Origin of the sequence: Halopenitus persicus, assembly GCF_900107205.1 — an archaeon.
Classification (GTDB): Archaea; Halobacteriota; Halobacteria; order Halobacteriales; family Haloferacaceae; genus Halopenitus; species Halopenitus persicus.
Genome location: NZ_FNPC01000001.1, coordinates 102,778 through 115,664, shown reverse-complemented (window position 1 = coordinate 115,664; position 12,887 = coordinate 102,778). Strand labels below are relative to the sequence as shown.

Here is a 12,887-nt window from a genome sequence, read left to right as displayed (position 1 = left end):
TCCTTCGGCCGGATCCGCCCGAGGCCGACGCGCTACGACCAAGGTTTATAAGACACGCGTGCCAATAACACGCACGTATGGACGAACCGAGGGAGGCCTGCGGCCGGTGCGGAATGACCGCAGTCGTCGAGATGTCCGAGGACGGTCCCGGATCCGTCGACGAGGAGCACATCGAGGTCGACGACGGGTCGGCTCGGGCCGTCTCGCCGGGCGCCTGGCTCGGCCGCCTCACGGACCGGCTCGACGACGTCGCGATGCGGCTGACCTACGGCCGCCGGTGACGGCAACGCGTGAACCGCCCGTTTCTCGCTGACCGCGAGCCACGGCCGTCTCCGTCGTTCACGTTCTTCCGCCGCCCCCGTTCCTCACCCCCGCGTTCCCCATCCCACCACCACGTTCCCCACCCCACTGCGTTCTCCCCCGCTCCCGACTCGGGATCGCTCCCTCCCTCGTCACGTTCCTTTTTAAATGGGCGCGTTCCCGCCCGTCGGCCATAACCGCGCGCATCGCCGCGCGCATCGCCGCGAGCGAGCCGCGAGCGAGCCGCGAGCGAGCCGCGAGGGAGGGTCGATCGCGCCCGATCCGTCCCGACCCGCCGGGAACGGTCAGCAGTTTCGACGGCTGAATCCGGATCCACGAAACCCGCTCAAAACTAGTTATAAAATATCTGGGCTCTTCTGAAGCGATTATAAAACGTCGAGAGGCGATTCTGAAAGGTCGTGAAACGTCGCGGGTCCGCGTTAATCGACGTGAATCAGCGCCAACGCTCGTCCTATTATATACTCCTGGGGGTCGGTGATGGAAACGAAGCAGGTGACACAGATGTCGAACCACTCCCTCCGATCCAACGCTGCCCTGCCCACGCGGCTCCGCCGGAGCACCGAGCGACGTCTCCGCGCGGGGGCGTTCTGGGCGGCGGTGTTGCTTCCGCTGACGTACCTCCCGGTCCTGCACGGGGTCGTCATCGACGCGAGCGCGGAGCTGTTCCTGCTCCTGCTCGCGCTGAACGTCGTGTGCGCGATCGTCGGACACGACCACAGTCCCCGCAGCGACTCCGAGCACAGTTCGGCCGCCCACGACGGCCACGAATCGACCGCCGCGAACGCACACAACCTATGAGCACCAACACCAGCAGCACGGACGGGTCGTACGGGTCCCCGAAAGCGCGCCGACTCGCCGAGTTCCTCCGCGAGGAGGCGAAGAACGGCGAGATCTACATCAAGGGGAAGTTCATCGCCGACGACGTCGACCTCTCCCCGAAGGAGATCGGCGCCCTGATGGTCCAGCTCCAGGGCTCGCTCCCCGACCTGGAGATCGAGAAGTGGTCCTACACCGGCGCGACCACCTGGCGCGTCCAGGCGCAGTAGGCGATCCGCCGGGACCGGGCGCCGTCCGACCACGCCGTCCGACCGAGTCAGCCTCCCGTGCTCGCCGCCCGGAATAGGCCTCCCCGCCCCGCGATGGCGGCTCGGCCGCCCGCGATGGATCCGCGAACCGATTTCGCGCTCCAGTCACGCCTCGTTATTCACGCCGTTAGCCACCGCCGTTTCGATCGCCGAACACCAGGCGAGCAGCCGTTCGTCCGCACCGTGACGGGCGGTACACTGGATCCCGACCGGGAGCCCGGCGGTCGTCTCGGTCGCCGGAACAGTGACGGTCGGAAGTCCCGCGTGGGTCCACGGCAGGTTCAGGACCGGATCGCCGGTCGAGTCGATCCCCTCGGGAGCCGGGCCCCTCGCGGACGGACTGACGACGACGTCGAGGTCGTGGGCGTCCATCGCGGCGTGGACGCGATCGCGAAGCGCCGCTCGGCCCGCACGGGCGTCCGCGAGAGCGCCCGCGGAGACCGACCGCCCCTCGCGGATCAGCTCGGCGGTCGCGGGAGCGTAGCGGTCGCCGTACTCCGGGAACAGCTCGGCGTGTGAGAGCGCGAACTCGGCCGCCACGAGGGTCTCGTGACGCTCGATCACCGACGCCGCCTCCGGCTCCGTGTCCGCGACGACCGGGAGCCGAACGACCTCGTACCCGGCGGCCTCGAGCCGGTCGACGTGGGTTCGGAGGTGTCGGCGCGCGACCTCGCCGGCCCGGTCGAGATACGGCCCGTCCATCACGCCGATCCGCTCGAGCGGCGGCGGGGAGGATTCGGCTCGCCAGTCGGGATACACGACGCCGGCCGCGATCCGCGCGCCGGCGACGTCCTGGGTGAAGTACCCGACGACGTCGACCGACGGCGCGGCCGAAACGATCCCGTCGGTCGGAACCCGGCCGGCGCTCGGCGTCACGCCGACGATTCCGCAGAAGGACGCCGGGCGGTTCACCGACCCGATCGTCTGCGTCCCCAGCGCGAGCGGGCACAGCCCGGCGGCGACCGCCGCGGCGGATCCGCTGCTCGAGCCCCCGGGCGTGTGGTCCGGATCGTGGGGGTTTCGCGTCGGTCCCGGCGCGAAGTGCGCGAACTCCGCCGTCACCGTCTTTCCGAGCACCACCGCGCCGGCCTCGCGCAGGGCTTCCAGAACGGATCCTTGGGGACCCGAAAGCGCCGCGGGCAGGACCGCGGATCCGGCTCGCGTCGGCAGCCCGTCGACGTGAATGACGTCCTTGACGCCGACGGGGATCCCATACAGCGGCGGGACAACCGGAGCGTTCCGGGCGGTCTCGCGGCAGTCGGCAAGCTCCTGTTCGATCCGCTCGAAACGGCCCCCGTTTCGGCCTCGGCAGCCGTTCCCGCGGTCGGGGGCGGCGTCATCGTGACCGGCGGCGTCATCGTGGTCACCCGGTTCGTCCTCGCCGGGTCGTTCGCCGACGAACGCGCGGATCGTGGGTTCCACGGCGGCGAACCGCTCGCGCAGGTCGGCGTAGTGCGTTTCGATCCGCACATCACCAGTCCGCGCATCCCCGACCCGATCGTCGCCCTCGCGAAACGATCGGACGAGCGGCGCGAGCGGCGCTTCCGCCGTGAGGTCGGTCATACGTCGGGGTCGTCGCACGTCCTTGTAAGCGTACCCCGTCGCGATCCGGTCCGGGACGACGGATGGCGTCTCGATGACGAAACCGGCCACGGAACGCGACGGTCACGCGGGCAGTCCCACGGCGGTTCGAGCCTCGAATCGCCGCTATCAACGCACATATAGGCGTGCTCAACCACCGATCGGTGAATGAGCGACGACGCGAGCACGGCCGAGGAGATCATGGCCGGCGTCTATCGCGCCCTGCGCGAACACGGGTATGCGGACCTGACGATGCAGGACATCGCCGACGCGTGCTCGAAGAGCAAGTCGCTGTTACACTACCACTACGACACGAAGGAGGACCTGCTCGTCGCGTTCCTCGACCATCTCATCACGACGTTCGAGCGCCGCGCCGCGGCCGGGGCGGACCGCCCGGCGACCGAACGGCTCGCCGCGTTCATCGCGTGGTTCGGGTTCGATCCCGACGAGACCGACCGGGAGCACTTCCACATCGCGTTATTGGAGCTTCGGTCCCAGGGCCCGTTCAACGACCGGATCCGGTCGCGGCTCCAACGCAGCGACCGGGTCTTCCGCGGAACGGTCGCGGAGATCCTCGAACAGGGGATCGAGGAGGGAACCTTCGAGCCCGTCGACGTCCAGGAGACGGCCGCCCTGCTCGTGGCGACGCTCGACGGCGCGCGGACGAGACAGATCACCCTCGACGAGATGGACGTCGACGGCGACACCTACACCCGAACGGTCGCGCGGACCGTCATCGATCGCGTCATCGATCCGATGCTCGCGGCGGGGGTCGAGCTTCCGGACGTCGAGACGGTCGAGGTGTTGCTCCCCCGCGACGAGCCGGTCTCGATCGCCCCGGCCGACCGGATGGACGGCCGGGAGGCGTGACCGCCGAGAACGAACGCCGCGAACCCACCGGCTGACCCCGCGATCCGACGCGAACGTCGACGCAGTCGGCCGGTCACTCGATGTATAACGAGTAGACGATCACGCCGAAGCCGAACGCGGTCAGGACGCTGTTTATCGCGATCCCGATCGCGAGCTCCATATTGAGCACTTGGTGGGAGAGGCCGCCGAGCAGCGCCCCGACCGTCACGACCCCGAAGCCGATCGACAGGGCGCGTAACGAGGGGTCCCCGGTGCGGCGGTACGCGCGTCCCGCGTAATACGTGATGCTGCCACCGAGCAGTAGGATGGCGGTCTTCGCGGCGATGATGAGCAGGTTGATGTACACGTCAGCCATGGGTTAGTCCCTCCGTGTTCGGTCTGTGGTTGGCGGATCGCGAGCGATCCTCGAGCGCGGGTCCGGTCCGTCGGGTGCAGGTCCGGTCCGTCGGGCGCAGGTCCGGTCCGTCGAACGCGGATCCGCTCCGATCGGCCGAGCCCGACCACGACGGCCGGGTCCGATCACGGGCGATCGCCGACCGCCGACGGGTCGGGTCACGTTTCCTCCCGGACCTGCGACCAGAGGGCCGCGAGCCGCTCGTCCGTCGCCCGATCCGGTCGCGAGAACTCGATCGACAGCGCGTTGTCCTCGTCCAGCTCGACGGTGACCGAATCGAAGGCCACGTCGTACCGCGTCGTGTGCTGGCCGTCGCGTCGGATCTCGGTCGACTCCTGCAGCAGGTCGGCGTCGGTCAACAGTTCCAGCTTCCGATAGGTCGTCGACAGCGGGATGTCACACTCCTCGGAGAGTTCGCTCGCGGTCTTCGGCGCGTCGAGCGCGGCGATGATGTCGACGGCGTCGTCGTCGCTCAACGCCGACAGCACCGCCTGCGGGTCGGGCGGTTCCTCGCGCCGTGACGGGTCCCGCACCATACCCGGGTCTACCGCTCGGATCGGATAAAGGCACCCGATCCGCGGTCGACGGACGGCGCTCCGGATCGGGTCCCCGCGAACGCGAGCTACCGGGTCCATCGGGTCCCCGCGAACGAGAGCTACCGGGTCCCCGAGAGGCGTGCGTACACCGGCCAGGAGGAGTCCCCGGCCGGCGGTTCCGTTTCCTCGCCGTCGACCACGACGCGGACTGGCGCGTTCCCGGCGTCGCCGGGGTCCTCCACCTCCAGAACCTCGCCAACGACCGCGGCGGGGGTGCCCCGATCCCGAAGCGCCGTGACGACGTCGTCGGCGACCGCCGGATCGACGGCCGCGAGGAGGGTGCCGGCGGTCGTGGCCCGCCAGGGATCCATCCCGAGCGCGTCACAGACTTCCTCGACGCCCGGCTGCCTCGGGACCCGTTCCGTCTCGACGCGGAGACGAACCTCGCCGGCGCTCGCCAGCTCGTGGAACGCCCCCAGCAGGCCGCCCTCGGTCGCGTCGTGCATCGCGTGAACGCCGTCGTGGTCGGCGAGCGCGAGCGCGTCCCCGACGAGCCGGACGTCGTCGAGGCGGCGCTGGGCGGTCGCGACGACCTCGGGCGGGAGCCCGTCGAGCGCCTCGGGAAACAACGAGGCGAACAGGCCGGTCGCCTCGACGGCCGGCCCCTTTGTCACGACGATCCGGTCGCCCGGGCGCGCGCCGTCGGGGCGAACGATCCGGTCGGGGTCGCCGCGGCCGATCGCCGTCGCGGCCCCGACCCAGGGAAACGTGCTTCCCGGGTATCTCGCTGTGTGGCCGGTCGTCACGGCGATCCCGAGGTCGACGCATTCCTCGTGGATCGCCGTCCACACCCGGTCGAACGCCTCGTCCGTCATATCCGACGGCAGCGAGAAGGCGATCGAGAGGTGGCTCGGCGCGATCCCCGAGACGGCGACGTCGGAGAGAACGATGTGCAGCGCGAACCGGCCCGCGCGCTCGAACCCGAGGTCCGGCAGGATCGAGATCGGGTCCGTCGCGAGCACCGTGGCGGTCTCCTCCCCCGAACCTCGAATCACTCCGAAATCGCAGCCGTGTTTCGGCCCGAGCCGGACGTCCTCGCGGTCGGCCCCGAGCCGGGTCGCGATCCGGGTCCGGAAGAATTCCTCGGAGACCTTCCCGTCAGCCGGCATGTCGTCCACCTCGCGTGCCGACGCGTTGCATACGGTCCCTTGCCAGGAACTATTTATAAACACGGCGAGACGTGTCGATATGCTCCGCGAGGCGATCGCGACCCCCGGCCGCGGCCCCGACGTCGTGGCGACGGTCCTCGTCGGCACCGCCCTCCTCGTCCTCGCTCGGATCGCGGCGCTGGCCTGGCTCGTCGGCGTCATCGTCGATCCGCGAGTCGTCGTCCTCCTGCCGGTTCTGGGCGCGCCGCTGTTCCTCCTGCGTGGCTACGACGTTGCCGTCGTTCACGCGGGGATCGAGGGCGACCCCGGCGCCCCGGCGTTCCGGGAGTTCCCGTCGCTGTACGTCGACGGCGTCAAGTCCGTCCTCCTGTCGATCGGCTACGCGCTCCCGGCGGCGCTCGTTCCCGTCCTCGGACTCGCGGCCATCGCCGTCCAGTCCGCACGGGAGTCCGGCGTCCCGCTCGACGAGGCGGTGATGCGACCGTTTCCCGCCGGTCTCGATCCGACCGTCGGCTCCGGCCCGGTCGGCGTCGGATCGGCCGTGATCGAGGTCCTCCAGTCCGTCGTCGTCGAGATCGGCGACCTCCTCCTCGATCCCGCCGGCGTCTCGCTCGTCACGGTCGCGATCGGCGTCGTGACGGTCGCGACGACCTGCAGCGCCGTCGCGGGCGCCATCTACGTCCGACCGGCGGGGCTCGCCTGCTTCGCCGCGACCGGGCGACTGCGCGACGGGCTCCGTCCCCGCCGCGTCCTCCGGGTCGCCGGCACCGGCGAGTACGCCGTCGGCTGGCTCCTCGAGGCGGCGGTGGGAATCGTCGGAACCGCGCTGGCGCTCGCGCTGTCGCCGTTCCTCGTCGGGATCGCCGGCCTGTTCGTGGTCCGGATCGTGACCCGGTCCTTGTACGGCCGCGGCGCCGCGCCGGCGCTTCGGTCCGAACGGAGCGGTGCGGTCGAGGAGCCTGCAGACAGCGGCCCCGTGGCGATCGACTCCGGAACCGAAACGGATCCGCCGGTCGGTCACGACGTTCCGCCGGCGATCCAGGTCGGTCGCCACGTCGAGACCCCCGTGACGAACGAGCGCTTACGTGCGGCCGACGCCGACGGGAATGAGGTCGAGGTGGCCGACGAGGATGAGCGTGAGGCGACCGACGAATTCGTCTGGGGGGAAAGCGAGACGGCCGATCCCGCGGACTCGGGTGACGTCGCTGATGGGGGCGGTGACGTCGCTGATAGGGGCAGCGACGTCGCTGATAGGGGCAGCGACGTCGCTGACCGGGAGCGGTGACGTTCGTCGAGCAGGTCCGCCGCGCGGGTCGAGAGGCGAAGGCGCGAGCCGAGAAGCCAAGCGTTGATACCTCGGCGGGCGAACCGCCGGTATGCGAATCACGGAGCGCGGCCACGGGGAGGAGGGACGCGAGCGGATCTCCCTCGTCCCGGAGACCGTCGACGACCTCTGGCACCTCTCGCACGTCCTCGAGCCGGGCGACCGCGTCGAGGGCGACACGACGCGCCGGATCCAGCGGAACGACGACCAAATGCGGGACACCGGCGGCCAGCGGGAGCACCTGTTCGTCACGCTCGCGGTCGAGACCGTCGAGTTCGCCCGGTTCGCCAACCGGCTGCGGGTGGGCGGGGAGATCGTCGGCTGTTCCCGGGAGGACCAGCTCGGACAACACCACACGATCAACGTCGAGGAGCACGACGAGATCACCGTCGAGAAGCGGTTCAAGCCCGACCAGCTCGACCGGCTGGAGGAGGCCACGGAGGCCGCCGAGAATCCCGACGTCGCGATCGCGACCGTCGAGGAGGGGGCGGCGTTCATCCACACGGTCGAACAGTACGGCACCGAGGAGTACGCCTCGTTCACGCGGCCGACCGGGAAGGGCGAGTACGCCCGGCCCCGGACCGAGCTCTTCGAGGAGCTCGGGTCCGCGCTCGTCCACCTCGACGCCGACGCGGTCATCCTCGCGGGCCCGGGGTTCACCAAGCGGGACGCACGCGAGTACATCGCCGAGGAGTTTCCCGAGCTCGACGCCTCGATCCGCGTCGTCGATACCGCGAGCGTGGGCGACCGCGGCGTCCACGAGGTCCTCAAGCGGGGCGCCGTCGAGGAGGTGCAGGACGAAACCCGGATCGCGAAGGAGGCGGCGCTCATCGACGAACTGACCGAACGGATCGCCGAGGGCGCGAAGGCCACCTACGGGCCGGCGGACGTGGCCGAGGCCGCCGAGTTCGGCGCGGTGGAGACGCTGTTGGTCGTCGACGACCGGCTCCGGACCGAGCGACAGGGCGAGGGCGACTGGGAGATCGACGTCAACGACGTGATCGAATCGGTCGAACAGCAGGGCGGCGACGTCGTCGTTTTCTCCGGCGAGTTCGCGCCCGGCGAGCAGCTCCGTAACCTCGGCGGGATCGCCGCGATCCTTCGCTACCGGCTTACGTGATTCTACCGCCCCGTCAGTGCCTCGCTGCCGGGCGAGATCGAGATCGGCTTCCCCAACCCCTGCTCGACCGCGCGTTCGTACAGGAGATGCGCCGCCGCGACCGTTTCGATCCCGGTGCCGCCGGAGTCGAAGATCGTCACCTCGGCAGCGTCCGTTCGGCCGGGCGCGCTTCCGGCGACGACCTCGCCGAGTTCGGCGTGGATATGCGCCTCCGCGTCCGCCTCGTCGATCAGGCCCGCGTCGATCGCCGCGAGGAAGGACCCGGCGTCCTGCAGCACGCGATCCCGGAGGTCGGGAACGTAGGTGGCCCGGGCGACCGTCTCCGGCGGCAGCTCGTTCTTGCCGGGCGTGTATTGGCCCATCGCCGTGATGTGGGTGCCGGGCTCGACGTCGGCGTCGTCGATCACCGGATCGCCGGCGTTCGTCGCGGTGATCACGACGTCGGCGTCCGCGAGCGCCGCGGCGCTGGAGTCGACCGCCTCGACGGGGAACGACAGCGTCTCGGTCAGCTCCGCCGCAAACGTCTCCCGGCTCTCCGGGGTCGGTGAGTACACTCGACCGGCATCGAACTCACGGACCGTCGCCGCCGCCCGGAGCTGGCCGCGGGCCTGCGCGCCGGCGCCGATGACGGCGACCTCGGCGGCGTCCTCGCGCGCGAGCGCGTCGACCCCGACCGCCCCGGCCGCCCCGGTTTTAAAGGGGTTCATCGACGCGCCGTCGATGAGCGCGAGCGGCTCCCCGGAGTCGGCGTCGAACAGCGGCGTCATGAACCAGACGTCCTTCGCGCCGAACCCGGCCGCGTAGGTGTAGCCGCCCATCGCGCCCGTCTCCGGAAGGATCGCGGCGTAGGTGGTCAACATCCCCGCCGGATCCCGGTTCACGAGCTTCGTCCGCGGCTCGGCGGGCGCCCCCTCGCCGACCTGCCGGTAGCCGTCACGGACGACGTCGACGTACTCGGCCGGCGCCGCGAGTCCGGCGACCTCGTCGCTGGTGAGGAACAGTGTCTCGGTCACACTCGCGGTTCGGCGGGCAACGATAAAACGGTTGAGGAGGGATACACGTCCGATCGCCGATCGGAATCACGACGTGGAGCGGGGCGGTGACGGAGCCGGGACGAGAGTCAGGACGGGACGAGAGTCAGGACGGGACGAGAGTCAGGACGGGACGAGAGTCAGGACGGGACGAGAGTCAGGACGGGACGAGAGTCAGAACGGGACGAGAACCAGAACGGCTCAGTCCGCGTTCCGTGCGGACAGTCCGGGGGATTGCGTCGATCGGTCGACGCCGGATCCGGCGCCGTGCCCGTCCGGATCGATGGCCGGCGTCTCGGGGACTGGACCCTTACGGAACATCGCGTGGCCCATCAGCCCGATCGCGACGGTCGCGCCGACGGGCACGGCCGACACCACGGGCAGCCCGACGAGCGTCAACGCGAAGGTGATCCCGATGAGCGCCGCGGGGATGAGGCCGAGGATGTAGTCGTAATATCCAGTCATAATACGACCGATAGTATGATTGGAGGGTATATAATTGTTTCCCGTGCCCACCAGGTTACGATCGGATTGGACACTGAAAACCGCCTCATAACTTATGAGGCGTTCGAGACGCGGATCGATGCTTGAGACGCCGATCGACGCTCGAGCCAGCATCGATCCGGGAGGGATCGACGCCGATCGGGATCCAGCGACGATCGAATTTCGGCGTCGATCGGAGCCGTAAACTACCCGGGCATCCGAGACGGCGGCAGTGAACCGGAACGACCGCTCCATCGTCGCGTTGGTCACGCTGGCCCACGGGATGGTCCACACCTACGAGCTCGCGGTCCCGATCTTCGTCGCGATCTGGCTGACGGAGTTTTCGGTCATCGACCTCGGCGTGATGACCCTCGACGTGACGACCGCGACCCTCGGCGTCGTGGTGACGATCGGCTACGGCCTGTTCGGGCTCGGCGCCCTCCCGGGCGGAATCTTGGTCGACCGGATCGGATCCAGGCGGCTCATCACGTGGTGTCTGGTCGGGATGGGCGCGTCCTTCGGCCTGCTCGCGCTCGCCCCGACCGTGGTGGTGATCACGCTGGCGCTGGTGGTGTGGGGGATCGCCGCCTCGGTGTACCATCCGGCCGGCCTCTCGCTCATCTCGAAGGGGATCGAGGAGCGCGGGACCGGCTTCGCGTACCACGGGATCGCCGGCAACCTCGGGATCGGCCTCGGTCCCCTCGTCGCGGCGACGCTGCTTTTGGTGCTCGACTGGCGCGTCGTCGCCGGGCTGCTCGCCGTCCCGGCGCTGCTGGCGGCCGTCTACGCCTCCCGATCCGACATCGACCCCGAAGCCGCCGTCGATGCGGGTGACGATGACGACGGAGTGACCGATGATGACGACGGCGACTCGAAGGCGAGCGCGGGCGTCGACTCGCTGGCGGCGTTTCGGACCGAATCGCGGCGGCTTTTCGCCGGGAGTTTCGCGCTCGTCTTCCTCGTCGTGATGTGTTCGGGGCTCTACTACCGCGGGTTCCTCACCTTCCTGCCCGAGCTGCTCGGACGCCTCGAGGGGTTCGAGCCGATCGCGATCGCCGCGCTTCTTCCGGAGGCCCTCCACGGCCCGCTGGGGATCGATCCGAGCGACGGGAACACGCTCGCGCCGAGCGACTACTTCTACTCCGGGCTGTTGCTGATCGGCGTGGTCGGCCAGTACGTCGGCGGCAAGCTGACGGACCGCGTGCCGGTCGAGTACGGCATCGCGGTCGGGTTCGGCGGGCTCGCGGTGCTCGCGCTCGCGTTCCTCCCCGCGGCCGGCCTCGGGCTCGTCCCGCTCGCGGTCGTCGGCGCGCTGATGGGCGTGTTCCTGTTCCTCGTCCAGCCGCTGTACCAGGCGACCGTCGCGGAGTACACGCCCGCCGGCACGCGCGGGCTCTCGTACGGCTACACTTACCTCGGCGTCTTCGGCGTGGGGGCGCTCGGCGGCGCGATCGCGGGGACGATCCTCGAGTATGCAACGGAGCCGGCGCTGTTCCTCGTCCTCGCCGGATTCGCGACCGTCGCGTCGGTCACCGGGCTCGTTCTCGGCCGCCGGAACGCGGCGTAGGTCCGCCGGTCGCAACAAAACGCGGCGTAGGTCCAGCGAAAGGCGGCGTAGGTTCGCCGGCCACATGGGATGCGGCCGCAGTCGGCCGGTCACCCTTCGTAGCCCGCGTACTCCATCAGGTCGGCGAAGACGTCGGTGTTCATCGCCTCGCGGTAGACGATCGCCGAGAGCATTCCGCCGGGATAGACGCTCCCGTTCATCACGTGGTCGACCTTGTGACAGTGCATCGGGTAGATGCCGGGGTCGGCGTCCGCGGTGAACTCGACGGTGTGCCGCTCGGCCGGCGCGACGTTACAGACGTCCATCTCGTGGCGGGCGACCTCCGGTATCGTGCCGCCGTCCTTCTCGGTCCGCGTGAACCGGTGGTTGTGGATGTGCAGCGGGTGGCTCATGTAGCCGGCGTTGACCCAGTGGAGTCGGACCGTGTCGCCGCGGTCGACGATCATCGGCGACCCGTCCTCGGGGTGGAACGTCCGCGGCGCGACCTTCCCGTTGACCGTGAAGACGTCCGGGTTCCGGTTCCGCGGGCTGTAGGAGACGTCCTCGCCGGCCATCATCCGGTTGAGCCGGGAGTCCCAGTCCTTCACCGTCATGAAGTACTCCCGGTCGGCCGGCTCGTAGCCCTCGGGGTCGACGCGGAAGATCCCGTACATCCCCATGTCGATGTGTCGCTGCGTCTGGAAGTGGCAGTGATAGAGGTGCGTGCCGGGGACGTTAGCCGGGATCTCGTAGGTGTGCTGCTCGCCGGGCGCGACCGTGATCCCGGTCGTCGTGGGGACGCCGTCGTCCTTCCAGGCCTTTTGCGAGCCGTGGAAGTGGATCGTGTGGGGAAGGTGGCCGTCGGTGTTGTCGAGGGTGACCGCGATGTCCTCGCCCTCCGTCGTCCGGATGATCGGGCCGGGAACGCTCGGGTCGCCGTCGTCGGCCCGAAACGCCCACACCCGGGGCAGCTCGACGGGGCCACCCATCGAGTCGAGCGGGTGGGCCGCGTGGACCGCCGGCTGGGTCGACAGCGTCACCGAGCCGCCCTGCTCGTCGACGTCCACGACCTCGGGCGGGCTGGTCCGCGGCAGCGACTCCTCGGACGTTTGGGCCGGCGTCGAGTCCGCCGCGTCCGTCACGGCCTTCGCGCCGCCGCCGTTCGACGGCGCCTGACAGCCGGCGAGCAGCGCGGAGCCGACGCCGCCGGTGGCCGCCAGGAATTCACGTCGCGACACGTTCGAGCCGGGTGCGCCGATGCGGTCGTTCATCACACTTGGAGCGAGAACTCGTACATAAATAGGGAAGCTGCAGGTTCCCGACCGACGAGAAGGACGGCGAACGTATTCGACCCGATCCATATAAAGGCCGGAACGTGTTCGATTCGGGGTTTATGGTGGGTGGTAGCAACCGATCCCGAGCGGCCG

The 12,887-nt window shown here is 69.7% G+C and carries 14 protein-coding genes; 7 read left to right on the top strand and 7 right to left on the bottom strand.

Going from position 1 to position 12,887, the window contains the following annotated elements; all coding sequences use genetic code 11:
- The first annotated feature begins 77 nt into the window (after positions 1-77).
- The 3 genes from BLV25_RS00645 (at position 78) to BLV25_RS00635 (ending at position 1,367) form a co-directional block, all read left to right on the top strand.
- Positions 78-281, top strand: a complete 204-nt coding sequence (locus tag BLV25_RS00645; RefSeq protein ID WP_021073999.1) for a hypothetical protein — start codon at positions 78-80, stop codon at positions 279-281.
- Between the two features lie 517 nt (positions 282-798).
- Positions 799-1,119: a hypothetical protein gene (locus tag BLV25_RS00640; RefSeq protein ID WP_021074180.1), complete on the top strand. Its 321-nt coding sequence runs from the start codon at positions 799-801 to the stop codon at positions 1,117-1,119.
- On the top strand, positions 1,116-1,367 hold the full coding sequence (locus tag BLV25_RS00635) for a DUF7123 family protein (protein ID WP_021074181.1): 252 nt from the start codon (positions 1,116-1,118) through the stop codon (positions 1,365-1,367). The genes BLV25_RS00640 and BLV25_RS00635 overlap by 4 nt, the downstream gene beginning before the upstream one ends.
- 144 nt (positions 1,368-1,511) lie before the next feature.
- On the opposite strand, the gene BLV25_RS00630 is transcribed toward BLV25_RS00635, so the two are convergent.
- Positions 1,512-2,969, bottom strand: a complete 1,458-nt coding sequence (locus BLV25_RS00630; protein ID WP_092730722.1) for an amidase — start codon at positions 2,967-2,969, stop codon at positions 1,512-1,514.
- Positions 2,970-3,155: 186 nt separating this feature from the next.
- Here BLV25_RS00630 and BLV25_RS00625 point away from each other — a divergent pair, with 186 nt between their 5' ends.
- Positions 3,156-3,857, top strand: coding sequence for a TetR/AcrR family transcriptional regulator (locus BLV25_RS00625; RefSeq protein ID WP_021074183.1), 702 nt, complete (start codon positions 3,156-3,158; stop codon positions 3,855-3,857).
- Positions 3,858-3,930: 73 nt separating this feature from the next.
- Here the strand turns inward: BLV25_RS00625 and BLV25_RS00620 are convergent, their stop codons facing one another.
- From BLV25_RS00620 to BLV25_RS00610, 3 genes are all read right to left on the bottom strand, one after another.
- Positions 3,931-4,212 (bottom strand): DUF7521 family protein, encoded by a 282-nt coding sequence (locus tag BLV25_RS00620; RefSeq protein WP_021074184.1) that lies wholly within the window; start codon positions 4,210-4,212, stop codon positions 3,931-3,933.
- A gap of 197 nt (positions 4,213-4,409) precedes the next feature.
- The gene (locus BLV25_RS00615; protein WP_021074185.1) at positions 4,410-4,787 is read right to left on the bottom strand and encodes a winged helix-turn-helix domain-containing protein; all 378 of its coding nucleotides are present in this window, start codon (positions 4,785-4,787) and stop codon (positions 4,410-4,412) included.
- Positions 4,788-4,906: 119 nt separating this feature from the next.
- Entirely contained in the window at positions 4,907-5,956 is a 1,050-nt protein-coding gene (locus tag BLV25_RS00610) for an AIR synthase family protein (protein WP_092730235.1), read from the bottom strand.
- Positions 5,957-6,035: 79 nt separating this feature from the next.
- On the opposite strand from BLV25_RS00610, the gene BLV25_RS00605 reads away from it, so the two are divergent.
- Entirely contained in the window at positions 6,036-7,241 is a 1,206-nt protein-coding gene (locus BLV25_RS00605) for a DUF4013 domain-containing protein (protein ID WP_176819406.1), read from the top strand.
- Positions 7,242-7,332: 91 nt separating this feature from the next.
- Positions 7,333-8,400 carry an mRNA surveillance protein pelota gene (locus BLV25_RS00600; RefSeq protein ID WP_092730231.1) on the top strand — a complete coding sequence of 356 codons (1,068 nt, stop codon included), beginning with the start codon at positions 7,333-7,335 and terminating at the stop codon, positions 8,398-8,400.
- Positions 8,401-8,402: 2 nt separating this feature from the next.
- Here the strand turns inward: BLV25_RS00600 and BLV25_RS00595 are convergent, their stop codons facing one another.
- Together BLV25_RS00595 and BLV25_RS00590 are read right to left on the bottom strand one after the other, a co-directional pair.
- Positions 8,403-9,413: an ornithine cyclodeaminase family protein gene (locus BLV25_RS00595; RefSeq protein ID WP_092730229.1), complete on the bottom strand. Its 1,011-nt coding sequence runs from the start codon at positions 9,411-9,413 to the stop codon at positions 8,403-8,405.
- Positions 9,414-9,632: 219 nt separating this feature from the next.
- Positions 9,633-9,896 carry a hypothetical protein gene (locus tag BLV25_RS00590; RefSeq protein WP_021074190.1) on the bottom strand — a complete coding sequence of 88 codons (264 nt, stop codon included), beginning with the start codon at positions 9,894-9,896 and terminating at the stop codon, positions 9,633-9,635.
- A gap of 250 nt (positions 9,897-10,146) precedes the next feature.
- Here BLV25_RS00590 and BLV25_RS00585 point away from each other — a divergent pair, with 250 nt between their 5' ends.
- Positions 10,147-11,481, top strand: coding sequence for an MFS transporter (locus BLV25_RS00585; protein ID WP_092730227.1), 1,335 nt, complete (start codon positions 10,147-10,149; stop codon positions 11,479-11,481).
- A gap of 89 nt (positions 11,482-11,570) precedes the next feature.
- Here BLV25_RS00585 and BLV25_RS00580 read toward each other — a convergent pair whose 3' ends face one another.
- A complete protein-coding gene (locus tag BLV25_RS00580; protein WP_092730225.1) occupies positions 11,571-12,731 on the bottom strand; it encodes a multicopper oxidase domain-containing protein in 1,161 nt (386 codons plus the stop codon).
- Positions 12,732-12,887: the final 156 nt, after the last annotated feature.